We start from the raw sequence: 21,762 nt of genomic DNA, 5'->3' as shown, positions 1-21,762 counted from the left end.
GCGCAGCATAACGCCTGAATCAGCCAGCGCCACAGCGCGGCGCTGGCTGGAATGCAGTGTCAGGGTACGTCTTTATTGGCGCAAGCTAGCGCATTGGCAGGCCAGGCCTCACCCCGTTATCGGCACTCCGATCTTCGGTGTAAAGGCCACAGAAACAACCGTGGCAACAGCCGCAGCCAATGTTTACTGCGACACCCTGCCGCTCGCACTGGGCCGACATCCATTGGGCGCTGTAGGACAGCGCCAAACAGCATGCTTGAGCAAGCCACCCGATGTTGGCGCAGCAGGGACCTGCGACATCGCGCGCCTCAGGCCGCCGGAGATCCCTGGCCCGCTCGGGACTACCTGCTGACGCTGTCCGGGTCGGCTCTGGGGCCTGCGTTGGCGGCCACCGACTTGGCGACGTCGTTGGACATCATCGGCCTGACACTGCCTATCGCATTCTTCCAGGTCGCATTGCCGGCAATATTCGCCATCACCGTGGTGTCCAGCAGAAACGATTCCTGTCCGGTTTCCGTATAACTGGTGACACAGGAACGCCCCAGCGTCTGCGAGCAAAGCGACCCGGTGGAAGACACGTTCTCATCCAGTGGCGCGAACACCAGATCGCCGGGTGTACTGGCGACAGGGAAGAAGTATTGGCCCTCTGGATTGAAGTAGTTACCTTCGGCCAACAGGTTGACGTCCCTTGACGCAGTGGCGCCGAAATAGAAGTTGGACGTATACAGATTGTTCACCAGATGAATCATGCCGCCCGTGCCGATTTCCGGCGAACGCCCTGCGGTAGCGTGGAAGTGATTTGCCAGCAGGGTGATTTCTTCAGCTTCGCCGATTAGCAGCATGATCCAGGAGCTTCGACCGTTGCAGTAGTGCCCATACGCGGTCTCGCCATCAAACATGTTGTTGGAAATGGTGACCGCCTTGGCGGGCCCCCAGCCCGTCACGATCATCTGCCGGCCGATGCGTGCGAACGCGTTGTGGTCGATCCAGATCCTGCTTGCGTTATCGATGCTGATCGCATCGCCGCCAAAGACGATCCCCTCATTGAGATCGGTGATCGACAGGTTCCGCACGATGATGTTCGACACACCGCCGGTCATCGACAAGCCCGTGCCCTTGATCCCCGCCGACGCCCCGACACCGATCAGCGTCTTGTTCGAACCCACGGACAGCAGTGACTTCGCTGCGTTGTCGTAGGTCAGTGGGAACGTTGTACGACCGCTACAGTATGACCCGGTGTCCAGAACCCGCTCCTGCTTCCCGCTCGGCTCCGCACACTGTCTGTCGGCGTAAACGCAGCCCGTTGTGGACGTGGTTCCCAGCGTTGCCGTGAAGTCGATGACGGTGTTCAGGCGGATGATGCGAGGCGTGTCGTCTATGCAGGTATAGCCCTGGTAACGCTGGCACAAGGCATTCTTGAGCTCTGCCGGTGTGGAGACATCGACCACCTCGCCCCCCGCGCCTCCGGTGGTTCCCGCGCCGAAGCCGACCGGCTCGCTTGCCATTGCCGCGGTTGTCGTTCCAGCCACTAGGGTGGCGGTAGATAACACGAAACCCATCACCGAACGTCTTGAGAAGATTTGCCGCTTGATAACACCGATCATGAAGAACCTTTGCGCTAGGGGCGCTACGTTGTGGGGGGGGGGCGATGCGCGTTTGTCTGGCAATCGGCGACGAGCCGAGTGGCTCGCGTTATTCCGTCGCTGCATGTCATAACGATAGGGAAATTCTCGCGTCGGGTCCCCGTTACGCGTCACAGTAGTTGGCGCTCAAAGAGAACCCAAGGAGACGGGAGCGAAGGGCAAAGAACGGAGTCTTAACAGGATGATGTGCACACCCTGCGCTGCACCTGATTCAATCGCTCTTGATCTGTTTCAGCTTCGCCGCTGGTTCAAACACGATGGCGTGCTCTTGCACACACCAGGCAACGGCATCGCTATGAGCAAGGCACAGCGATGATCGACCTTGGCCACTCGACGCGCGACCGGGCCAGTGCCCCATCACTTCGGCACGCATCAATCAGCGAAGCGCGCCAGGTGGCGATTGAGCGCATGATCGCCGCAGGCGCGAACGTGATGACCTGGCTTGCGCTCGCGGCGGCGTGGCAACGCGATTGGGCGCAACTGGAGACCACCGGCCTGAGCGAGGTGATGAAGTACCACGCTGCGGGCAGTGGCATCGCGTTTCTTTGGGAGCAGCAACTCCTGCACACGCCCGTGCCTGCCAGCTAAGCGGTGCTCGCTCCACACCGCCTGGCGCACGTTAGCCGAACGTGCGCCGCCCTATCGCAATCAAGATCAAGTAGAGCCTATCAATGATCAGCGAGATGCTCCGCAACCCACAGACCGACCACCTGTTATCGCCCTAGAATGCGGCGCTGATCATCATCGACTATCAGCAGATCCAGGTGTCCTCGATCCGCTCCATCCGTTGACAGCCTACGTTAGCACGACTAACCTCATGCCTTTAGTCGTGAACAATGCACGCTAGTCAACCGGCGAGCACCGCACGTGCTGTGATCTCGCTTTCTTGGTGGCATTGCTAGACCGTGCAATGCTTGCAATCAAGTGTTCGGTAAGCTGTTAGTTCGGCCAATTCAACTAGTGAATTCTTAACGGTCTACATCGCACATGGCGATGCGTTTGGCGTGACGCTAAAAAAGTTAGGGATTAAGGCAACCTCCAGAATTTCTTTGATCTAGCCTCTCAGAGGCGACCACTGCATTTTGCAAAGAGTGGTCCAACAATGGGGTCCCAGCTTTTTTTACGTAATTTGACAGACCATGTCACTGCAATCGATGTCCGCGGCCCACAAGATGCACGGATGCGGCGTACGCTTCTCTGTCAGCCTTTCAGGATCTGCTGATGTGTTTCCCCCGAGTCGCCCTGCTCGTTATAACCATAATTTGCGGGCCTGCCTTGAGCGCTTGTGCCCACACGCCAGCCCAATCCACGAAGCCGCTATTGGAGGAGCATGCCGACATGACTTTGCCGGAGACCGCCATGGCTGAGAAAATTGCGCTTAGCGCGGAGGAGATGGGCGTGCGTTTCTTGAAGCTTATTACTAGCCTAGATTCGCGCGAAGACATAACTCAAGGGCGCATTCAAGATGTCATGGGCTTCCGGATCTCCGTTGCTCCCGGTGCGCTTGGCGCGGTGATCTGGAGTGAGGACCTGGGTGACGGTTGGCGGTACGCATTCGACTACTTTCCTGCATCACCATCGCTATTACCAGGCATAGGTCTTTCATTCGAGAACACTGCTGGTCGCTTCTCTGATATGGAAGCGATTTGCAGCCTGGATTTTCCGCGCTACGACAGTGCGTTGAAGAGTGCCGGATTTGTTGCCTCTCCCACATACGGACCAATTGGCCAGCTTGAGAACTGGCGCTATGCAAAGTTTGCGGAGCGCGGAAGTATCGTCTTGTCTGTCATTCCACAGGATTCAGCTGCCGGCACTTCAAGCCAGGTATGCGTTAAATCCATCACTACATTGAATGGTCGCTAAGACGCGACGGAAAGCCTCTCGTGGCCAGTCACAGCCCAGACCTCGAAGACACGTGTTCCATACAGCCAAGCACAGATGCTGATGAATCCACTTACCTTTTGAGAAGAATTTGCATGCGTAGCGTGCCTGCATGAGCAAGAAACTGGCGCCGCTTCCAACTTGCTAAAGTATGACGACTAGCCCGCGTAGACGGATTGCTGATGAGACCCATAAGAGCCACTTTCCTCTCACTTCTCGTTCTCTGCCAAAGTACGCTTTGTGCGTGTGCGCATACGCATACCAACCCAACTTCGCCACTCCTAAAGGAGCCACGCGCAATGACGACGCCTGAGACATCGACGATCAATCCCACGCTCAGCGCAGTTGAAATTGGCGAAAGTTTTCTGAGGCTGCTCCAAGGGTTGGAATCTAGAAGAGATCTGACAGTTGAACGTGTACGTGAAGTTACCGGGATTTCTCTGAGAAAAGTCTCCTTCCCCTCTGAAGATATTGAGACATATATCCATGGCCAAGCACTTGGCAACGGTTGGAGCTACGCATTGGAGCTCATCCCCGAATCTCGCTCGCTGAAGCAGGGGATAGGTTTGTCTTTCATCAACGAAGAGAATGAGTATTCCAGCCTGGAGGGCAACTGCATCGATTTTGAGAAATATAAGAATTCGCTTATAAAGGCTGGATTCGTCGATTCACCCGTGTACGGGGAAATAGGTCAACTACAGAGCTGGCGGCTTTCTAAGTTTGCGAAAGACGGAAGTGATACCGATATTGTTATGTCGATAGTTCAACAGAACGAGACACCTGGCTCTCCTGGCAGGCTCTGCATCAAATCAATCGGCACATTGAATTAGCAGGGCATGGAAGCTGATGACGACCTCCAGTAAGAAAATTGAAGTAGAGTTAGCTTAGGTTTTCCGGGCTTGGTGTTACTAAGGATGAAATTGCACAGCTGCTCAGAGCATGCTAGCCAAGCTTTTTTCCTCAACCCGTCTTTGGGATCTGCTATGCGCTTCCCCCGAACCGCCCTGTTATTCCTAATCGCATTCTGTGGGACTGCAATGAGTGCTTGTGCTCATACGGCAGCCCAACCCCTGAAGCCACTTCCGAAGGAGCACGCTGACATGACTTTGCCGGAGGCCATAACGGCCGACAAGATTACCCTTAGCGCGGAAGAGATCGGCGAACGTTTTTTGAAGCTAATCGAAAGCCTTGATTCTCGAGATGACCTGAGTCCTGAACGTATTCGGGAGACCATGGGAATCCCGCTCAAAGTGCCCGAGCAGGGCAAGCTGTCGGTGGGCTACTGGAGTGTCGACCTTGCCGATGGATGGCGCTATGCATTCACGTATACGCCAGAATCAATCTCTCTTTTGAAGGGCGTCGACTTGACGTTTCAAAATAGCGTGGACGAATTGGCAAGTATGTCCAGCATATGCAAGCTAGATTTTGAATACTATGATCGTAGGCTCAAGGCAATGGGATTCATGGCGTCCCCTACCTATGGCCCAATTGGGCAGTTAGAAGACTGGCGCTATACAAAGTTGGCAAAAAGCGGGGCTGCAGGAAATATCGTGATCTCTGTGATTCCTCATAACCTAGTTCCCCGTGAGGAAACGCGCCTCTGCGTTAAATCAATCGGAACATTAAACGGGCGCTAAGCCTCGGGAGAGATTACATGGTCAGTCCGAGCCCACAGCTTGAAGCCGCACTCTCGCGCTTTTCTGCAACCCAAGGTGTGAGTAGTGACCAAGCTGCCCAACTGCGTAATGCAATCACAAGTGATGCTGGGTTGCTGGCTCAGTTTGAACAGCAGGCTCAATTGGGGCAGCTCAAGGAATTCACGATACAGAATTCGAACAGCACTCAGCCGAATTTGACAGGAACTTACGACAAGCAACATGGCGTCATCACGCTCCCTGCAGCGAATCTACAACCTTCAGGTACAGCTGCGACCAGCGATCTGAAAGCTTCACTGCAGATTCAACAGATGTCTGTGGCAATCGCTCACAGCACCTACCAAGACGCTGCGAGAAATCAGCACCCTGTCACGCAAGACATGGTCGATAACCTTCAATCCAGCATCAATAGGTCACCATATCTAGCCGATGAGATAAAAAAGGCTGCAACGACCGTTGATACGTCTGATACTACCAGACCACAGCGGGCTCAGCTGGAAGGCTTTGGATTTGTTGGGCCCGGGGTGTCTGCGGGTGGGACATATGATGGCAACCGAAAAATAATGAATCTGCCTCCGATCGGTCTGCAATCGGCATCGCAGTCCACACCGGGCGGCAGCTTCAATGCACAAGACATGACGTTTGTCTTGGGACATGAAATACAACACAGCTTCAACCATGCGGCCAAGGCACACGCAACCGCGCAGTTTCTAGCTGAAATCGAAAAGCAATCTAAGATCAAGGGTCCGGTGCATGACTATACCGATGAGCTCAGGGCTTACATACAGGCGGGGCGGGAGGACGAGGCAAAAGCGGAAATTGCTGGTTGGAATGCTCTGCTGAGCCGCGAGAAGCAGCTCAATCCCAATGCAAATGGCCTCGACGTGATGCTTGCCGCCCGGACCACCAGGCAACTGGACTTCATATCAAGAGATCCTTCCAATCCCGCAGCGGCATTTGCCAAGCCTAACCTTACGTTCAATCAGGACGGAAGCCTCGCCCAGACACCCGGCAACATTGCGGCAATGGGTCAAAACTACTTCGATCGTCCATCTCCCCTCTACGCACAGCCAGGTCAGCGCCCAGTAGGCATAGGCGAACACCGCAATCAAGCAGGTCAGCTTCAGCCCACTGCGGACTACGCCAACTACTACGGCACCTGGGCCATCGAGCAGATTCTGCAGGCAGAAGACCGTGCAAACGTAATGTATCAGGGCGCCCGGCCGCGCGTCACCATCGATATGGCAGGGCTGGGGCTAAAGGAACACCTGATAGAGAATGAAGGCCTGGACCGCGGGCCGAACAAGGCGCCGTTTCCTTACCACGACAGGAGTACTGCACCGCCCACGCTGCACCATTTCGACCATACCCAGGACGGCAGCGTGAACCCGGCACATGACCATAGCTATGTTCCGGTTGTGCCTATTGCGCCTGCAGCCGGCCTGCGCGGCCCGGACGACCCTGCGCATCCGGACCACGCCATGCTTGAGCAGATCCGTAGCGGTGTACGCAAGATCGACGAGAGTGTGGGCAAGCCCTACGACGAAATGAGCGAACGCGTTAGCCGCAGCCTGCTGGCCGTGTGCAAGGACAACCGAGATGCGTATCCGGATTCCAATGACCGGTCGCTGTCAGGCAGCGCACTTAGCCGCGTGGACCATGTAGTGATGGGCAAGACTGGCAATATCTTCGCGGTCGAAGGCCGGCTGGACGACCCTGCACATCTGCGGGTGCATGTGCACATTGATGAGGCGATTCGCACGCCCGTCGAGCAGTCTGATCGGAAGTTATTGGCAGCCAATCAGGCTATCGCGCAGGAAAGAGAGCTTGTGCAGCAGCAAGAGCTTGCGCGTGGGGTTAATGAGCCGAACCACGGCGTACACATTCGCTAAGGCAACAGATCACCGCATCCACATGTGTTAAACCCCGTGGGTATCGACTGCACGCCTGGAAAGTGCCGACGGCCACCGCTAAGCGGTGACGCTGCGGGTGAAGAGACCTACCTAAACAACACGCTTGACCCCGCTGGCAGGCAGCTGCACACTCCCGATCAGAGCCTAGAAACTCTTCACGCAGCGGTTTGCCACCTCCGAGAATGGTGGATGTTTCTTCTATCTGCGGAGGATTTCATGCGCCCATTGAGCGAACCCGGCTACTGGATGTCCGAAGGCACGCAATACCAGCTGCTGCGCGTACGCGACCAACTGCGCTTGCTTTCTACCTTGGCCACACCGCGCTCGCGCGACGAAAGCGCCATGGGCATGCCGGGCATTCCACTACAGCAGTGGGCGCATTGCTTGCAGCAGTTGGCTGAGCAGGTGGAGGACGTACTAGACGACTTGGGCACTGCTGGGTAGTGCGCTTCCTTCGATGGGAGCAAGGCGCTATGTGAGCTGCCAAGCGTGCAGCGATTACCAAACGACCTGATCCCACCCGCGTGCATTACGCCCGGGCTAGGACAAGTGCGTACAGGCGGAATGCAATGGACCGCATCACAACCATCCCGCTGCGTCGTACTAGCAACGCCAGTGCTGAGCGTGAACGCGTGCGTGCAACGGGCGCATGCACAAGGCATACGCTTCAGCCACCGGAAAAGCAACGAACAAGTACATCGCGCGTGCGCGGCAGCCGTACCACTCGATGGCACGCGACGCCACGCCCTTTAACTGCTAGCGATTGGGTGGGAGCAGTTGTTGGATGCTGCGGATGGATGGCAGGGTCGTTGGATTGGGTAAGTAAACCTGACCCCGTTATTTCAGGCATGATGCAATGATTAACTGCTTTGTTAATTTATTTACTCCTTTTTCAGTTCAATATTTCACGATAGGATTTGGCGTAACGCGATTTATGCCGCACGACGGACCACTTTCAGTTTTAATTGTGGCGCGGATGCATGCCCTACACATATTTTTATTTCAAAATTTACACAATTAGATCATTATACCTATGTCATCGCTAGCTACTATTCGGATATCTCTACCTGTTCTGGCCGCAAGAGCCCACGGCTGATAAGTTCTTGCCTAGCTTGTGCGGGATTAGGCGTGAATAAAATGACCCGCAAGTCTTCCATGGCCCTCGAGAAAGAGACATATGCCAGCTTCTGCCCTCTATCCAGCTGCTTCTCTGTGGGTTCCCCAGCCAGCCCAGGTGTCAAAAGCTTACTAAAGCTATAGTTATTCCAACTAGCCTCGACATCGTCATAAACTACCATGACTTTCTTGTACTCTTCCCCTTTCACTCCGTGCTGAGTACTAAATGCGGTATTTTTGTTTATAAAAAATACATATGGCAACAGCTGCGAAGAGTCCATTTTGAAAAATGCGTCGGCTAGCCAGTCTGTTTTCTCTGTCGAATGAATCTCATCCGAATATTCCTCTTCACGAGCGGGCCTATCAAGGTGAGATTTAAGCTTTCCGGAGCATTTTATTAAATGCTTCTCTACGCAAAATCGCAGTACTTCACCAACTGTCCCGTTGCCCCATATTTCAACAAGCTGATTAACCAATGACTTAGATAAATCAATCATGTATTTCAGCGTCATTGATGAATTTGGACCATCGGCCGAAAAAGCTGGGCTAACCAATCTTAGAACATCTATAATTTCACGCTCATCCTTAACTTTACTAGCCTTGATTAGCGGACATATTAAAGATAAAAACGGGGCTACCAAAAAATGATCCCCATTTTCGAAAGCGTCCTGTGCATGTGCGGATGCGTAATCACCGGTGAAAAGTCGATTCAATCCTGCGAAGCCTAATCGTCTGGCGATCATCTGCCTAACAAGAAACAAACGGATGACATCCTGGTCACCGGACCAGCCCCACTCTTCGAGGGCTATATCCATCTTGTTTAATGCCCTATCTATTTGCTCTTCAGAATACCGATTTTTTTTCTCTGTAGGATTTTCTGCTTTGATGAGCCGAAATGTCACACTGCCCTCTTTTCCTTGGTTTTCGCCCGCAGCATATTGCTGGACATCCCCACGAAAGGCATTCAGTAATCTAATCACACTTTCGGAGCATCGAAAATTTTCAGTTTTTGTGATTTTAAGTCCTCTTGAAGGAGGGGGAAACACGCCGCAACTTCCCTCGTAAATTTGCTGCCATGGATCACCAAAATAGCCAACCACCGGCGATCCATACTCATTCGAAGCCAAATTAAGACCCGCGATTATGTCAGCAAATGTATCCTGAGCCTCATCTATAAATATATAGGGAAAGCGGAACCCAATAATACGTCTAAATGTATGATTGGCGTAAAACAGATAGGCGGCAATATCTATAACATCGTCATGACTAATCTGACCACCAGCGTAGTCGCTAAATTGCGTGTCGCTGTAATTAAAATCAACTACAGTCGCAATTGCGACCAATTCATTTTCCAAGCGTAAAACCTTTACGCGTGCGTCGCGAGCTGCTTTGCTATTTCCACCATTATCTTTTTCTCTAGCCCTTGCAATCAGGTTTGGAATTCTGCGATTTACGAGCGCCTCACGTATGTCTAGAGAAAAATATTTTATTTGCCCCCAAAGGAAGCTATGCAACGTCGAAACAACATACAAGTTATCAAACCCTAGCCTCGATGTGATCACGTCTACTGCGCGCTTAGTATAAGTAATACAAGCAATGTTTTGTCCTTGCTGGCGTAGATGCTGCCCGTATAGATCACGGACACTCAGAAGAGCTTTTACAAGTGAACTGGTTTTACCAGAGCCTGCCCCTGCGGTTACCGAAAAACTACGTCCAGCATCCAAGCAAATCTGTATTTGCTTGTCGGCCAAGTTTTCAAAAAAATCAGCCATTTGAAGCCCCCCCAGGAGCTTTGGAAAATTCCTTCGAGCAAAGCCGATTTTCTAACCATTTAAGGCCCTCAGCGATATATGTCGGCGAAATCCATTTGCTGGTGCTAGCCAATACATCCATCGCAAAGTCTGTCTTTTTGAAGTTGTCTGATTTAATCATCTCGTATATTTTCTGGTACGCCTCAGCGAGATTTTTTGGAACTGTATCCCCTAGTGACATTGCGCCAGATCTTACAAGATCGAAATTTTCGTACGCTATCGCTTCCTCTAGGGTTCGCGGCAACATCTCTTGGCTGAGATCACCGTCTACCACAGTAATGGAAGTTTGAAACGCTATAAATCTATCTTTGCCTGCTGTTTTTTCTTCTATAGTCAACTTCATCAGCTCAGCAATTGTGTTTATTGTGAACAATTTTTTCAGTGTTGCGTTCGATGTACGCGCACCATTAGAGTCGGCACGGCATGCTGTGGGATGACCAGTTCCGACAACTGAATCTATATCTGTGATAATCAAATACGGAATCTGCAAGAACTCCAGCAATCCCTCGAATCGATGCGCATAAGCCCCACCCACCTCTAACAATGAGAGATATGTCGACCCTAGGCGTTCAGCCACTTTACCTATCATGGATGGGATGAGCAGTTTTTCTACCGCACCTTCAATTAGGATAGCAGCGTCAGCAAAGAATAGATCGCAATGCGTCAACCGCAGATAGCGCTTAAGAAATTGCAGTGATTCTTCTGCAGAAATTTTCTTGTCTCCTGACATCTCTATTTCAGGTTCAAAAGCACGTAGGCTCCGGACTACAGAAGCATTTCGCACTCCGGCGTTGATTTGGTCGCTTTGGTGATAGCACCTCTGAAAATAGCGAACTTTCTCAAAATCTATCGCTTCTAGAATATGCGATGAGTGCGTAGTCACTATCAGCTGGGGGACAAAGCTAGGCTGGCCCGCCTCTTTCGCTGATTGGTTTATTACTGCCCATATGTTATTAATAAATGTCTGCTGGACTTGAGCATGCAAATGAACTTCAGGCTCCTCAATGAAGATTAGAAGGCTTAATGGCCTATTCTCTTTTGTCATAACCCATTGAGAATGAAAATGCCTAGCTTGGATCGCCATAAATATTAGGTTCTTAAAGCCTAGCCCGTTGTACAATTCTGGCAATTCATGGTTTCGAGCTACGTCAACGTATAGTAGTTCAGTGTTTCCGCGCAGTGCAGTTTCCGGACTCAAGGAAGAAATTATTTTTAAATCTCGATCATTGATTGATGGCACACCCAGGCTTTTGATCAATTTCATCAGAGGCGAGAATTGGCTCTCATAGTGTGCTGTGAGCTTGTTATTATTATCGTCTATGACCTTGTGTGCCTCAGCGGCATGATCAGCTTGCTCAAGATTTTTCCGATAGAAAGAAGCAAATGCAGCAGAAAGTTTATTACTTCTATTGCTCTCATCATCATTGATATTTCGCTGTGCGTCGACAAATTCGACACGCACAAGTTTTTTCAGTAGTTGCCTCCCTTCGTCTTGGTCCAGTTTTTTCTCAAGAACCTTTTCTATTTTTCCGGAACTAGCGCCATCACGTTCTAACGAAAAATATTTTATTAGATAATTTCTTGTAAGGTTTTTATCTAATGCAAGGTATTGGGACAAAGATTTAGCTCTTGATCCATCTTCTAGAGCAGGGTAGGCCGCGCTATAGCTAGAATAAAGTTTTTTAGCATCTTCAGCTACGTAAGAAACCCGGACTCCAACCTTTGTGTAATCGAAGAGCTTGGGTAAAAGAGTATAGATTTGTCCAAATACAATTTTTGTCGGATCAATATCGAACCAGAGGTCTAGGCTAATAGAAGGTAGCAAGGTAGCGCCTTCACTCTCAATAAAGCTATCAAATTCGGCAATTCTTGCGATTGAAAAATCGTGAACTTTAAACTCACGATCACCGAGAAAGCACCTGAATATCGCGGTCGCAGAAGTTTTACCGCTATTATTTGGCCCAACGAATATTGTTTCATTGTCTTCAATGTCTATTTTTACGTTTTCTAGTCGTCTGAAGTTGTGGATGGACACTTCACTTAGCTTCATAAACCACCCTTTTTGATTTGAAAATTTTAGTGTAATTCTGATTTTTGAAAATTATTTAATCTTTAGTGGTTCATGCTCGAAAGCTCGCAAATCTGATAAACTCTTGAACATCGGATCCGTCCGCTTGTTCGTCCTCTCCACATGTGCACCGTCGATGCGGAAAGCTCAAAATTTTCTGGAGCGGCATCATTCAATCTTTTCGCGAAGCTCGCATCGACATGCATTGCATCTGCGGTACGGGCAACCTCCGGCAACTGTATCTGCCGATTCTTTTCTAGCAGCTGCGCACCACTTGCCAGCGCAATAGGTTTGTCGTGCTCAAATTTCTCGGCGTCGCTTGTAAATAAACCGCTGCAAACACTCTTCACCGCACTAGCTTTGTACTGCGCCAGCAATGCATATATCTCGCGCACCACGCTTGCCCCTCCTGATGGAATTTCCATCGCTTGTACTGCACCAAGATGCGGCAGCATGTCTCTGCCTAGGATCAGTTCGATAACGACATTGGCGCCGCTGAGCAGAATCCTTCCACTACATAGCGTTGGGGAGGAAAACTTCTCCTAGCATCAATTCGAGACGTCGCCAGCCGCTGGCGGCCAGAATCTCTAGCGTGGCGCGGGTATCCGCCAGCTTGCGGCGCTGATAGCTCCGGATAAACGAAGCAAGTGCAACGAGACAGCAAATGCTCAGCACTATCCATGCGAGAGGTGAATGCGCTTCACTGATGCGTTGATTAAAAACCTGTGCGATTGGGCAGCTTTGCGACAGCAGCCATAGCAAACCGTCACTGTTGACTAAAAAACCGCCAACCCCCAAAGCGAGCCCAAGCGGCAATGGTAATGACCGCACAGCCGTAAACCCGGTAATTCCCCGTCTGCTTCCCATGCATGAAACCCCCGTTCCAGTCTGCACACTACCGTTATGTAGTGGTTTTGTCAGCGGGGCACCTGACATTTTGTACTAGCGGTGTCATCCGCTGTGATTGCGCGCACTGAATTGCATGGTGAGAGGCGCCCGTGTTTGTGCCAGCGCCTCTACCATTTACTGCAGCGTTCGCTTATTTCTTCTTGCCGCTTTTATCCGGCGTTTGACTTAAAGCGGACCCGGCCGCTGTTTTTGAAGCCTTGCCGGTGCTGCCGCTACGCAGGACCTTGCTTGCGGCCTTGGCCGCTTTGGGGCCGGTTTTCTCGTTGGTCGCCATGCGTGTGACCTCCTCGCCACCCCAGTGGTGGCGAGGCGAAACTAGGCCGATTATGCTGGCCACACAAGTCTGGTTGCAGCGCGCGAGACGGCAGATACTGCAAGACCGCCGCTGTGTTATCTGGGCAAGTTATCTGGCGACATGCGTGGCGCTATGTGCCTGGTGTTTTAAGGCCGGCGTACCACAGCGGCGTGCCGAGCCATCACTGCGGCGATGGTTCGGCCAACAGCTGCCGCGCCTGGCCCCAGGTGAGCATGGCATCCAGTGCGGGGCACAAAGCCTGGCCCCATGGCGTGAGGCGGTAATCCACCTGCGGCGGCACCTGCGCGTAGACGGTGCGTAGCACCAGGCCGTCGCGTTCAAGCTGGCGCAACTGTTGGGCCAGCATCTTTTGCGAGATGGCGGGAATCAGCCGTTCCAGATCCGAGTAGCGCTGCACCTTGCCGTCGAACAGGTGGAACAGCAGCAGCAGTTTCCAGCGGCCTTCGATGAGCTTGAGCAGGGCTTCGACATCGCACGCGGCGGTGTCCGGGGTGTGCGGCTTTCCCATGGGTGCGTGACTTACCTTTGCGTGCGTTCTTGCGGCAGGTGATGCCGCTGCCGATCATGGCATACCGTTTCTACCGGACCGCCGCCATGTCACTTGCCCTGCCCTCCGCCATTGCCTGCTTTTTTACCGCCAGCAATGCCGTCGATGCCGTCGATGCCGCGGTGCTGCTGCCGCACCTGGCCGACGATGCGGTGGTGCACGACGAGCACCGCCAGCACCGTGGTGCTGCTGCGATTGCGGCATGGCTGGCATAGACGCAAGCCACCACGCCGTATCGTGCGGTGCCGGTGGGCGTGCACACCCAGGGCGAGCAAGTGAATGTCACCGCGCGGGTGTCTGGCGATTTCCCGCAGAGCCCGCTGCAGTTGGAGCATGTGTTCCAGCTGGTGGACGGCAAGATTGCGGAGTTGCAGATTCATTGACGCGGCAGGCCTGCGTGCTGCACCCGTAGTACGTGCCCGGATGCGGACCTTCCACAGTCGCTCGACGCAACCGCACGCGCGGTTAGTGAGCGGTTGCTTGGTACCTCGACGCGCGTTGCGCCTCTGAGCAAATGTAGGGCGGCGCCTAGTCGCCTTCTGCCTGAAGTCGAAACACCATGCCGCCCTGTTCCGTCTCTTCGCCAAAGGTGACTGTGACCGTCGCGGCTGCGTTGATGGCCTCATGGCGAAAGGACAGCTCGGCGTGATGCAGTCTCAGGCTGCTGTCAAATGTGGTGCTGCTCGATAGGCAGGCCACCGAGTCCATTACCGTGGCGTCTGCAAGCTCTGTTTGCCCATGCTGCATCAGGTAGGCGCAGACCGCCTGCGCGGCGGGGTCGCCACCGTGCTCACACCGTTTGGCAGAAAGCGCCTGCTCTTGCGCATGCTTGAAGTTGGTTCCCCACGAGGTGCGGAACGCAAAGCTGCGTGTCTGTCCCGGCTGTACTGCACGGACAAAGGCGCGCAAGACCTCGCATAACTCAGCGGCCGGGGCTGCGTGGGCGGTTGCCAACGCCGTCAGCAGAATCGAAGGCGCTGCAACATAGAGAAAGAAGGCGCGCATGGCGCTCTGCTGAAAGAAGACCTGCACAGTATTGGCTCAGCCGCATTGCGCCGCAACGTCGTTCCGCGCTGGAGGCGGGGTAGGGATGCGCATGCGCCAGGTGGCTGCGGCGCGGCGAAGGCATCCACCATCCTCGCCGCTTCGATGCCTGCAGGGCCCATGCGCAGCTTGCCAGACGAGCGGTGGCGGTTACTTGGAGCTTCCTATACCGGTGGAAATCGCCTGGCCCGCATTAACATCGAAGTAATCACGCCAGGCGACGATACGTCAGCGGTCCAGCTTGAGGATGTCCATCACCTCAACGCCCGATGTCCCGCGCGCCATCGACGGAAGGATCGATGACATGGGCATGGAAGCCTGTTTACCTAGGTAAGGTTGGCGTCTGTGGGGATGTGATCGCGGATGTATTGCTCGATATATGCCATCACCAATGCCGCGCCGGCATCGTGTTCCAGCAGGTCGATCGGTCGCTGATTGCGCAGATACGGGTTGTGCGTGTCTGCCCATTGGAAAAAATCTCTGGGCTTTGGCTTGATCGGTTTGGCAGCGATCATGGCCGCTTGTAGAAGATCGGGGCGCGCGTACCAGGAGATGGGTTTGGTTGCGTCCTTGTTCTTTCCGGGGATCACGCGTGGCAATTGCGAGGCAGCGAGTTCTTCCAGTGCTATGTGCTTGCGAACCCAGTGCGCATGCTTGCGCAGCTCCCCGTTGGGCTGGCGTTCTTTCTTCATTGGGTTGTTGTCATCGCGCCTGGTTGGAATCACCAGACCAATGATCAGGTGGTTGGCTTTTCTGCGAATCAGCTCCAGTGCTGGTGCGATGTCGGTATCGTTGGTGACAACCACCAACTGATCGAGCTCGCGGCAATTGATTGCATCGTCATACAAAGACAGCGCCAGATTGACATCTGACTGCTTCTCTTCCAGCTTCCACACGGTGATCTTCCCGCATTCGCGTGGATCTTTGTCAGGATCCGCTGCATCTACGACGTACTGGTTCGACTTGCTGAGCGAGTAATAGCCCGATGTGATCGAAATGCGGTCGTTTGTAGCCAGGGCACGGTGGTATTGAAGTTGCGATGCAACCGAGTCGGTACCTTTTGCAGCCCGGGGCACAATGGGGGCGGTGAAATAACGGATTGCGCAGTGGTCCAGAACCATGCGAGAAGCAGGCGCATGCGGCGCGGTTCGATGCAGAATCGAGGGCAATATGTGCTTGCCGAACAGTTCGACTAGATCCAACCACTTGTAGGGTGTCTTACGCAGACACCCGTAATACAGGTTATAGCCGTCTATATAGACGCGCGTCCTTAGCGTTGCCATTTCCGCTTCCCTGAAATGAAAAAACCGGCTCAAGGCCGGCTTTTTCTCCCTGACTCCTATGGTGCAAGCCCGTAGCAATGAGGGTTAGTTGTTGGGGCAGACGTTAGCCGGGACCGAAAGGCCTGTCAACCAGGCATGCGCCTGCCATGACAAGGCCGGTCTGTGCATCTGCCGTGTTGCTTTACGCGAGCCTGATTAGCTCCACCGCACTCAACGGCGCCACACGGGGCAGTTGGCTTCTTACGCAGGCACACGCACCGCGTCTGCCAGCAGGGCGCGCTGCCTGTGCAGATGCTGCTGGAAGCGGCTGGCGTAGTCCTGCGCCACCGCGCCGATGACGCTGGGCCGGGCGGCCAGGGCGGCGCGCCAGGCGCCGATGCGCGGCAGCCCTTCAAAGAGGGGTGCACAGACATCGGCGGGCAGCAGGCCGAAGTAGCGCAGCAGCGGGGCGAACACTACATCGACCATGCCGAACGTGGGGCCGGCGAAATACGGGCCCTGGCCCAGCGCCTGCTCGAGCTTTTGCAGCTTGCCGCGGAAGGCGGCGCTGGCGGTGTCGGCGCTGGCCTGGTCGCTGGCGTTGAGGAACTGCCAGGCGTCGGCAAAGGTGGGCGCGGCAAACTCGATCCAGGCGCGTTGCTGCGCACGTTGTAGCGGGTCGCGCGGGTACAGGCAGGTGCTGCCGCTGGTCTCGTCGAGGTAGTCGCAGATCACCACGCTCTCGAACAGGGTGGCCACGCTGCCATCCGGCTGGCCGATGCGCAGCAGCGGCACCTTGCCGGTGGGCGACAGGGCCAGGAACCAGTCCGGCTTGGCATGCAGGTCGATATCCACGCGCTCGAAGGCGACATCGTGTTCCAGCAGCACGATGGCGGCGCGTTGCACGAACGGGCACAGCGGGTGGCTGATCAGGGTGAGGGTGTTGGGCATGGGCAATGGCTCGCGTTGCAAAAGGGGGGTGCCAGGGCAGCCGTGGGCCGGCCGTGCGTGCAGGGCAAAAACCGCCTGCGCATCGCCATGCAACCGGTGCATGGCGATGCGCAGGCGAAGGTGGGTGCCGGCCTCGCGAGAGTGCCGGCGCGGGCAGCGCCGCGCCGGGGGTCCGTGGCCGCGCCGGTTGGCGTGACCGGCAGGGTGCGGCGCGAATGCTTGCCGGCGATGGCGGCAATGCACGCCGCCTGCCGGCGCCTGGCGGGGGGCCGCCAGGCTCAGCCGTTGAGCAGGCGCCCGCCGTCGACCACGATTTCCGAACCCACCGTCCAGCTGGATTCGTCCGAGGCCAGGTACAGCACCGCCTTGGCCACCTCTTCCGGGGTGCCGAAGCGGCCCATCGGGATGCTGGCGGCGATTTCCTCATTGAGCTTCGCACGGTAGGCATCGGGCACGCCGAGCTTGTCGTACAGCGGGGTTTCCACCGGGCCGGGGCTGACGGCGTTGACGCGGATGCCGCGGCCCAGCAGCTCGCTGGACAGGGTCTTGGTCATGCTGAGGAAGGCGGCCTTGGTGGCGGCATACACCGACGAGCGGGCCATGCCGGCATGCACGTTGACTGAGGTGTTGAGCACCACCGAGGCGGGGTTGGCCAGCACCGGCAGCAGCGCCTGCAGCAGGAAGTACGGGCCCTTGACGTTGATGGCGAAGGAGGCGTCGAAGGCCTGCTCGGTCCACTCTTCGATCGGCACCCAGACCGAGACGCCGGCGTTGAGGAAGACCACGTCCAGTTGGCCGTAATGGGCCTGCACCGCCTGCGCCAGCTCCTGCTGGGCGGCAACGCTGGCCGAGTCGGCGCGCAGCACCGGCACGTCGGCCCCCAGGATGGCCTGGGCCTTGGCGATGGACTCGGGGTTGACGCCGGTGACGATGACGCGGGCGCCTTCGGCGAGGAACTGCTTTGCGGTTTCCAGGCCAATGCCGGTGGTGCCGCCGGTGATGAGGGTACGTTTGCCTGCAAGACGTGACATGGTGTGCTCCTGATGGTGCGGTGCCCGGCCGCCGCATGGCGGCCTTGGATGCGGCATCGTCGCCCCATGCGCCTGCTGCTATAAGATCCTGCGGGAACATAACCTTCATGCGCTGTGCGCATGAATCGAGGACGCATGGACCGGTTTCTGCTGATGACCTGCTTTGCCCGCGCGGTGGAAACGGGCAGCTTTTCTGCCGCCGGGCGCGACCTGGGGCTGGGCCAGCCCAATGTCAGCCGGCATGTGGCGGCGCTGGAGCAACACCTGCAGACCCGGCTGCTCAACCGCTCCACCCGCAAGCTGGTGCTCACCCCGGAGGGCGAGCGCTATTACGCGGAGGTGCGCCGCATCCTGGATGCGGTGGGCGAGTCTGAAATGGCGCTGCGCGACGATGTGCAGCCATCCGGGCTGCTGCGGGTGGCCTGCCCCACGGCGTTGTCGCACACCTTCGTGCTGCCGCTGGTGCCGGCGTTCTTGCAGCGGTTTCCGGCACTGGAGCTGGACCTGCAGATCAACGACCGCTACGTGAACCTGCTAGACGAAGGCGCGGAGCTGGCCATCCGCATCGGCCACCTGGACAGCAGCGCGCTGCGCGCACGCCGCATCGGCGCGTTCACGCGGGTGACGGTGGCCAGCCGCGCCTACCTGGACAGGCGCGGGGTGCCGGCCGTGCCCGAGGACCTGCGCCACCACGACTGCGTGCTGTACACGCTGCTCAGCACCGGGGCGAGCTGGCGTTTTCGCGATACCGACGTGCCGGTGTCCGGCCGGTTCCGGGTCAACTCGCCCGAGGCCGCGCGCGCGGCAGTCAGCGCCGGGCTCGGCATCGGCCAGGGCCCGGCGTGGCTGTACGAGCAAGGCCTGGCCTCGGGCGAACTGCAGACCGTGCTGGATGCCTTTGCGCCGCCGCCGGCGCCGATGCAGATCGTCTACGCCGCCAACCGGCTGGTGCCCAAGCGCGCGCTCGTGTTCATGGATTTCATTGCCGAGGCGTTTGCAAAGATTCCGCAGCTCAACCGTTAGCGACACTCGCGGTGCCGATGCCGGTGCGCCGCCAGCGCTTCGCTTTCCTGCACGCGTGTGCCGCTGCGGGCGCGGGAATACTCAACTTTGTTCGCCCGCGCGCAACCTGCGCGCAAGGCTCGCCTAAGCTCGCTGCACCTTCCCCACGCACGGCTGCCACGACCATGTTGAGCAGACACATTCTCGCGCTTGCCACCTTCATGGCATTGAGCGGTTGCAAGCAGGCCAGCGAGCAAGCGACCGCGCCCACCGCATCCACGCCTGCGGCGGCGACCACTGCGGCTTCACCGGCGTTGGATATCAGCGAACTGGATCCCGCTGCCGACGCCTGCCAGGATCTGAATGCCTTTGCCAACGGCAAGACGCTGGCCAAGGGCATCCCCGACGACGAGGTGGGCATCGGCACCTCGTACGACGTCTACAACGCCAGCTATCGGGATCAGCACGCCATTGCAGAGGCCTTGCTGAAGGCGCAACCGGCCAGCGGCTCCGTGGAGCAGCTGGTCAGGACGTTCTACGCCTCGGGCATGGACGAGGCGGGCATCGAGCGCCTGGGCGCGGCGCCCATCCAGCAGCGGCTGGCGGCGATCGATGCCTTGAAGAACGCGGGCGACATTGCCGGCTTCATCACCCAGCGCCACGCCGCGGGCGACAGCGTGGTGTTCCAGTTCATTGCCCAGCCCGACGCGCAGGATGTGTCGAAGATGGTGGGCTATGCCTTGGTCCAAGGCATGACCCTGCCCGCAAAAAATTATTATGTGGATGCGCAATACGCACCCATCCGCGAGGCCTACTTTGCGTACATCCAGCGCACGTTCGTCCTGGCCGGCGTGCCGGCCGAGCAAGCGGCGGTGCAGGCCGGGCAAGTGCTGCAGCTGGAAAGCCGCCTGGCCGCCGCACTGCTCACGCCGGCCGAGCAGCGCGAGCCGAAGAACATGTATCACTGGCTCACCACCGCGCAGGCCCATGCGCTGACGCCGCACTTTGCCTGGGACCGCTTCATGGCAGCGCAGGGTGTCAACGGCGAGAAGGGCCTTGCGCTCTCCCAGCTCGCGTTCTTCAAGACATTCGATGGGCTGTTGCAGACCGTTCCGGTGGCGCAGTGGCAGGCCTATCTGCGCTTTCATGCCATCGACACCGCAGCGCCGGCACTGAGCAAACCCTTTGTCGAGAATCGCTTTGCTTTTTACTCGAAGACGCTGGAGGGCCGGCAGGTGCAGCCGCCGCGCTGGAAGCAGGTGATTGATGCATTGAACACGACGATCGCCGAGGCGATGGGCCAGCTGTATGTTGCCCAAAAATTCCCCCCGGCCTCCAAGCAGCAAGCGCTGGCGCTGGTGGAGAACGTGCGCGCTGCCATGAAGCTGCGCATCGCGCGCGCCGACTGGCTGAGCACTGCGACCAAGGCCAAGGCATTGGACAAGCTGGCCCAGATGATGCCGAAGATCGGGTATCCGGACACCTGGCAGGATTGGTCGGGCCTGCGGCTGGACACGGGCACTTATCTGCAGAACATCGAACGGGCCGCCGCCTTCAATCATCGCCAAAACATGGCCAGGATCGGCAAGCCGGTAGACCGGACGCACTGGGATGACGTGGCCCCGCAGACGGTGAATGCCTTCTATTATCCGCGCGAAAACAGCATCTACTTCCCCGCGGTGATCCTGCAGCCGCCGCTGTTTGCGGCAACGGCCGACGATGGCCTCAACTATGGCGGAATTGGCGGCATGATCGGTCACGAGATCAGCCATGCCTTCGATGACGAGGGCAGGCAGTTCGATGCCATCGGCGCCACCCGCAACTGGTGGTTGCCCGCGGATGTTGCCGCGTTCGACGCGCGCACCGGCAGGATCAAGCAGCAGATGAGCCGCTATGTGCCGCTCAAGAGCAGGCCGGACCTGCACGTCAACGGGCAGCTGGTGCTGGGCGAGAGCATCGCCGACTTCACCGGAATCACCATCGCCTACGACGCGCTGATGCTGGATCTGCAACAACACCCCGAGCGCAATGTCGCCGTGGACGGCTATACGCCCGAGCAACGCTTCTTCATCAACTGGGCCCGGCTGTATCGCAATGCGCGCCGCGAAGAAGCCCAGGTAAAGGCACTCAATGCCGACCCGCATCCGCCCAGCGTGGTACGCGTCAATGCCGGGCCGTCCAACATGCCGCAGTACGCCAAGGCGTTCTCGTGCAAGGCGGGCGATGCGATGGTGCGCACCGATCAGGAGCGTGTACAGGTCTGGTGAGGCGGACGTTCGGCGGTGTGGCGGGCGCGCAGGCCGCGGTGGTGCGTGGACAGTCCGCAGGGCAGGCTAATGATCAGGATGGTCGCGGCCAAGCCCCGATCCAGATGGCCGACCCAGACCAAGGTCGTGCAGAGGCGTCGGCTGTGCGTGCAAGGCCTGCAGTCTCCGCGTACACGCAGATTGCGTTGGCGGCAGCCTCTTGTCAGGCTGCCCGCAACGCATCTGGCGTGCTACCGGAACATGCGACTCTTGGCCTGTTCACATGGAGGACCGCACTTCGCAAACGCGCCAGGGCATTTGCTGCGATCCCGCAACTCACTGCGGGACGCTGATCGTCCGAACACGG

At 56.6% G+C, this 21,762-nt stretch carries 20 protein-coding genes; 10 read left to right on the top strand and 10 right to left on the bottom strand.

All coding sequences use genetic code 11. The annotated features are described in order from the left end of the window. Positions 1–341 precede the first annotated feature (341 nt). Positions 342–1,604, bottom strand: coding sequence for a hypothetical protein (locus FHY18_RS19315; protein WP_259159185.1), 1,263 nt, complete (start codon positions 1,602–1,604; stop codon positions 342–344). 351 nt (positions 1,605–1,955) lie between these two features. Here FHY18_RS19315 and FHY18_RS19310 point away from each other — a divergent pair, with 351 nt between their 5' ends. From FHY18_RS19310 to FHY18_RS19285, 6 genes are all read left to right on the top strand, one after another. Next, on the top strand, positions 1,956–2,231 hold the full coding sequence (locus FHY18_RS19310; protein WP_259159183.1) for a hypothetical protein: 276 nt from the start codon (positions 1,956–1,958) through the stop codon (positions 2,229–2,231). Between the two features lie 633 nt (positions 2,232–2,864). Next, positions 2,865–3,506 (top strand): hypothetical protein, encoded by a 642-nt coding sequence (locus FHY18_RS19305; protein ID WP_326521224.1) that lies wholly within the window; start codon positions 2,865–2,867, stop codon positions 3,504–3,506. A 317-nt stretch (positions 3,507–3,823) separates the two neighbouring features. Next, positions 3,824–4,354: a hypothetical protein gene (locus FHY18_RS19300; protein ID WP_259159179.1), complete on the top strand. Its 531-nt coding sequence runs from the start codon at positions 3,824–3,826 to the stop codon at positions 4,352–4,354. A gap of 153 nt (positions 4,355–4,507) precedes the next feature. Next, complete coding sequence (locus FHY18_RS19295) at positions 4,508–5,161, top strand: hypothetical protein (protein WP_259159316.1); 654 nt, start codon at positions 4,508–4,510, stop codon at positions 5,159–5,161. A 77-nt stretch (positions 5,162–5,238) separates the two neighbouring features. After that, entirely contained in the window at positions 5,239–7,071 is a 1,833-nt protein-coding gene (locus FHY18_RS19290; protein ID WP_259159315.1) for an XVIPCD domain-containing protein, read from the top strand. A 237-nt stretch (positions 7,072–7,308) separates the two neighbouring features. After that, positions 7,309–7,536 (top strand): hypothetical protein, encoded by a 228-nt coding sequence (locus tag FHY18_RS19285; RefSeq protein WP_259159177.1) that lies wholly within the window; start codon positions 7,309–7,311, stop codon positions 7,534–7,536. A 605-nt stretch (positions 7,537–8,141) separates the two neighbouring features. On the opposite strand, the gene FHY18_RS19280 is transcribed toward FHY18_RS19285, so the two are convergent. The 5 genes from FHY18_RS19280 to FHY18_RS19260 form a co-directional block, all read right to left on the bottom strand. After that, positions 8,142–9,980 carry a UvrD-helicase domain-containing protein gene (locus FHY18_RS19280; protein ID WP_259159176.1) on the bottom strand — a complete coding sequence of 613 codons (1,839 nt, stop codon included), beginning with the start codon at positions 9,978–9,980 and terminating at the stop codon, positions 8,142–8,144. Then, positions 9,973–12,069: an ATP-dependent endonuclease gene (locus tag FHY18_RS19275; RefSeq protein ID WP_259159175.1), complete on the bottom strand. Its 2,097-nt coding sequence runs from the start codon at positions 12,067–12,069 to the stop codon at positions 9,973–9,975. Before FHY18_RS19275 ends, FHY18_RS19280 begins: the two co-directional genes overlap by 8 nt. Positions 12,070–12,131: 62 nt before the next feature. Then, positions 12,132–12,542: a restriction endonuclease gene (locus FHY18_RS19270; RefSeq protein ID WP_259159174.1), complete on the bottom strand. Its 411-nt coding sequence runs from the start codon at positions 12,540–12,542 to the stop codon at positions 12,132–12,134. Between the two features lie 584 nt (positions 12,543–13,126). After that, the gene (locus FHY18_RS19265) at positions 13,127–13,270 is read right to left on the bottom strand and encodes a hypothetical protein (RefSeq protein WP_259159173.1); all 144 of its coding nucleotides are present in this window, start codon (positions 13,268–13,270) and stop codon (positions 13,127–13,129) included. 202 nt (positions 13,271–13,472) lie between these two features. Beyond that, positions 13,473–13,820, bottom strand: coding sequence for a helix-turn-helix domain-containing protein (locus tag FHY18_RS19260; RefSeq protein WP_259159172.1), 348 nt, complete (start codon positions 13,818–13,820; stop codon positions 13,473–13,475). A gap of 41 nt (positions 13,821–13,861) precedes the next feature. Here FHY18_RS19260 and FHY18_RS19255 point away from each other — a divergent pair, with 41 nt between their 5' ends. After that, positions 13,862–14,074 (top strand): hypothetical protein, encoded by a 213-nt coding sequence (locus FHY18_RS19255; RefSeq protein ID WP_259159169.1) that lies wholly within the window; start codon positions 13,862–13,864, stop codon positions 14,072–14,074. Positions 14,075–14,107: 33 nt separating this feature from the next. After that, complete coding sequence (locus FHY18_RS19250; RefSeq protein WP_259159166.1) at positions 14,108–14,242, top strand: hypothetical protein; 135 nt, start codon at positions 14,108–14,110, stop codon at positions 14,240–14,242. 145 nt (positions 14,243–14,387) lie between these two features. Here the strand turns inward: FHY18_RS19250 and FHY18_RS19245 are convergent, their stop codons facing one another. The 4 genes from FHY18_RS19245 to FHY18_RS19230 form a co-directional block, all read right to left on the bottom strand. Next, positions 14,388–14,864 (bottom strand): hypothetical protein, encoded by a 477-nt coding sequence (locus FHY18_RS19245; protein WP_259159165.1) that lies wholly within the window; start codon positions 14,862–14,864, stop codon positions 14,388–14,390. Positions 14,865–15,229: 365 nt separating this feature from the next. Further along, a complete protein-coding gene (locus FHY18_RS19240) occupies positions 15,230–16,219 on the bottom strand; it encodes an antitoxin Xre/MbcA/ParS toxin-binding domain-containing protein (RefSeq protein WP_259159163.1) in 990 nt (329 codons plus the stop codon). 207 nt (positions 16,220–16,426) lie between these two features. Next, the gene (locus FHY18_RS19235) at positions 16,427–17,116 is read right to left on the bottom strand and encodes a glutathione S-transferase family protein (protein ID WP_259159161.1); all 690 of its coding nucleotides are present in this window, start codon (positions 17,114–17,116) and stop codon (positions 16,427–16,429) included. 278 nt (positions 17,117–17,394) lie between these two features. Continuing rightward, positions 17,395–18,147, bottom strand: coding sequence for an SDR family oxidoreductase (locus FHY18_RS19230; protein WP_259159158.1), 753 nt, complete (start codon positions 18,145–18,147; stop codon positions 17,395–17,397). Between the two features lie 135 nt (positions 18,148–18,282). Between FHY18_RS19230 and FHY18_RS19225 the strand changes: the two genes are divergently transcribed. Next, positions 18,283–19,170 carry a LysR family transcriptional regulator gene (locus FHY18_RS19225; RefSeq protein WP_259159156.1) on the top strand — a complete coding sequence of 296 codons (888 nt, stop codon included), beginning with the start codon at positions 18,283–18,285 and terminating at the stop codon, positions 19,168–19,170. 164 nt (positions 19,171–19,334) lie between these two features. Continuing rightward, entirely contained in the window at positions 19,335–21,416 is a 2,082-nt protein-coding gene (locus FHY18_RS19220) for a M13 family metallopeptidase (RefSeq protein WP_259159154.1), read from the top strand. The last annotated feature ends 346 nt before the right edge of the window (positions 21,417–21,762 follow it).

Origin of the sequence: Xanthomonas sp. 3793, assembly GCF_024806835.1 — a bacterium.
Classification (GTDB): domain Bacteria; phylum Pseudomonadota; class Gammaproteobacteria; order Xanthomonadales; family Xanthomonadaceae; genus Xanthomonas; species Xanthomonas arboricola_F.
The sequence above is the reverse complement of the archived record's forward strand: the minus strand, read 5'-3'. Positions and strand labels throughout refer to the sequence as shown.

Bases quoted from the DNA above. Each gene is read 5' to 3' on its own strand.
- FHY18_RS19315 (WP_259159185.1), bottom strand. From the start codon at position 1,604: ATGATCGGTGTTATCAAGCGGCAAATCTTCTCAAGACGTTCGGTGATG.
- FHY18_RS19310 (WP_259159183.1), top strand. From the start codon at position 1,956: ATGATCGACCTTGGCCACTCGACGCGCGACCGGGCCAGTGCCCCATCA.
- FHY18_RS19305 (WP_326521224.1), top strand. From the start codon at position 2,865: ATGTGTTTCCCCCGAGTCGCCCTGCTCGTTATAACCATAATTTGCGGG.
- FHY18_RS19300 (WP_259159179.1), top strand. From the start codon at position 3,824: ATGACGACGCCTGAGACATCGACGATCAATCCCACGCTCAGCGCAGTT.
- FHY18_RS19295 (WP_259159316.1), top strand. From the start codon at position 4,508: ATGCGCTTCCCCCGAACCGCCCTGTTATTCCTAATCGCATTCTGTGGG.
- FHY18_RS19285 (WP_259159177.1), top strand. From the start codon at position 7,309: ATGCGCCCATTGAGCGAACCCGGCTACTGGATGTCCGAAGGCACGCAA.
- FHY18_RS19280 (WP_259159176.1), bottom strand. From the start codon at position 9,980: ATGGCTGATTTTTTTGAAAACTTGGCCGACAAGCAAATACAGATTTGC.
- FHY18_RS19275 (WP_259159175.1), bottom strand. From the start codon at position 12,069: ATGAAGCTAAGTGAAGTGTCCATCCACAACTTCAGACGACTAGAAAAC.
- FHY18_RS19270 (WP_259159174.1), bottom strand. From the start codon at position 12,542: ATGCTGCCGCATCTTGGTGCAGTACAAGCGATGGAAATTCCATCAGGA.
- FHY18_RS19265 (WP_259159173.1), bottom strand. From the start codon at position 13,270: ATGGCGACCAACGAGAAAACCGGCCCCAAAGCGGCCAAGGCCGCAAGC.
- FHY18_RS19260 (WP_259159172.1), bottom strand. From the start codon at position 13,820: ATGGGAAAGCCGCACACCCCGGACACCGCCGCGTGCGATGTCGAAGCC.
- FHY18_RS19255 (WP_259159169.1), top strand. From the start codon at position 13,862: ATGCCGCTGCCGATCATGGCATACCGTTTCTACCGGACCGCCGCCATG.
- FHY18_RS19245 (WP_259159165.1), bottom strand. From the start codon at position 14,864: ATGCGCGCCTTCTTTCTCTATGTTGCAGCGCCTTCGATTCTGCTGACG.
- FHY18_RS19235 (WP_259159161.1), bottom strand. From the start codon at position 17,116: ATGCCCAACACCCTCACCCTGATCAGCCACCCGCTGTGCCCGTTCGTG.
- FHY18_RS19230 (WP_259159158.1), bottom strand. From the start codon at position 18,147: ATGTCACGTCTTGCAGGCAAACGTACCCTCATCACCGGCGGCACCACC.
- FHY18_RS19225 (WP_259159156.1), top strand. From the start codon at position 18,283: ATGGACCGGTTTCTGCTGATGACCTGCTTTGCCCGCGCGGTGGAAACG.
- FHY18_RS19220 (WP_259159154.1), top strand. From the start codon at position 19,335: ATGTTGAGCAGACACATTCTCGCGCTTGCCACCTTCATGGCATTGAGC.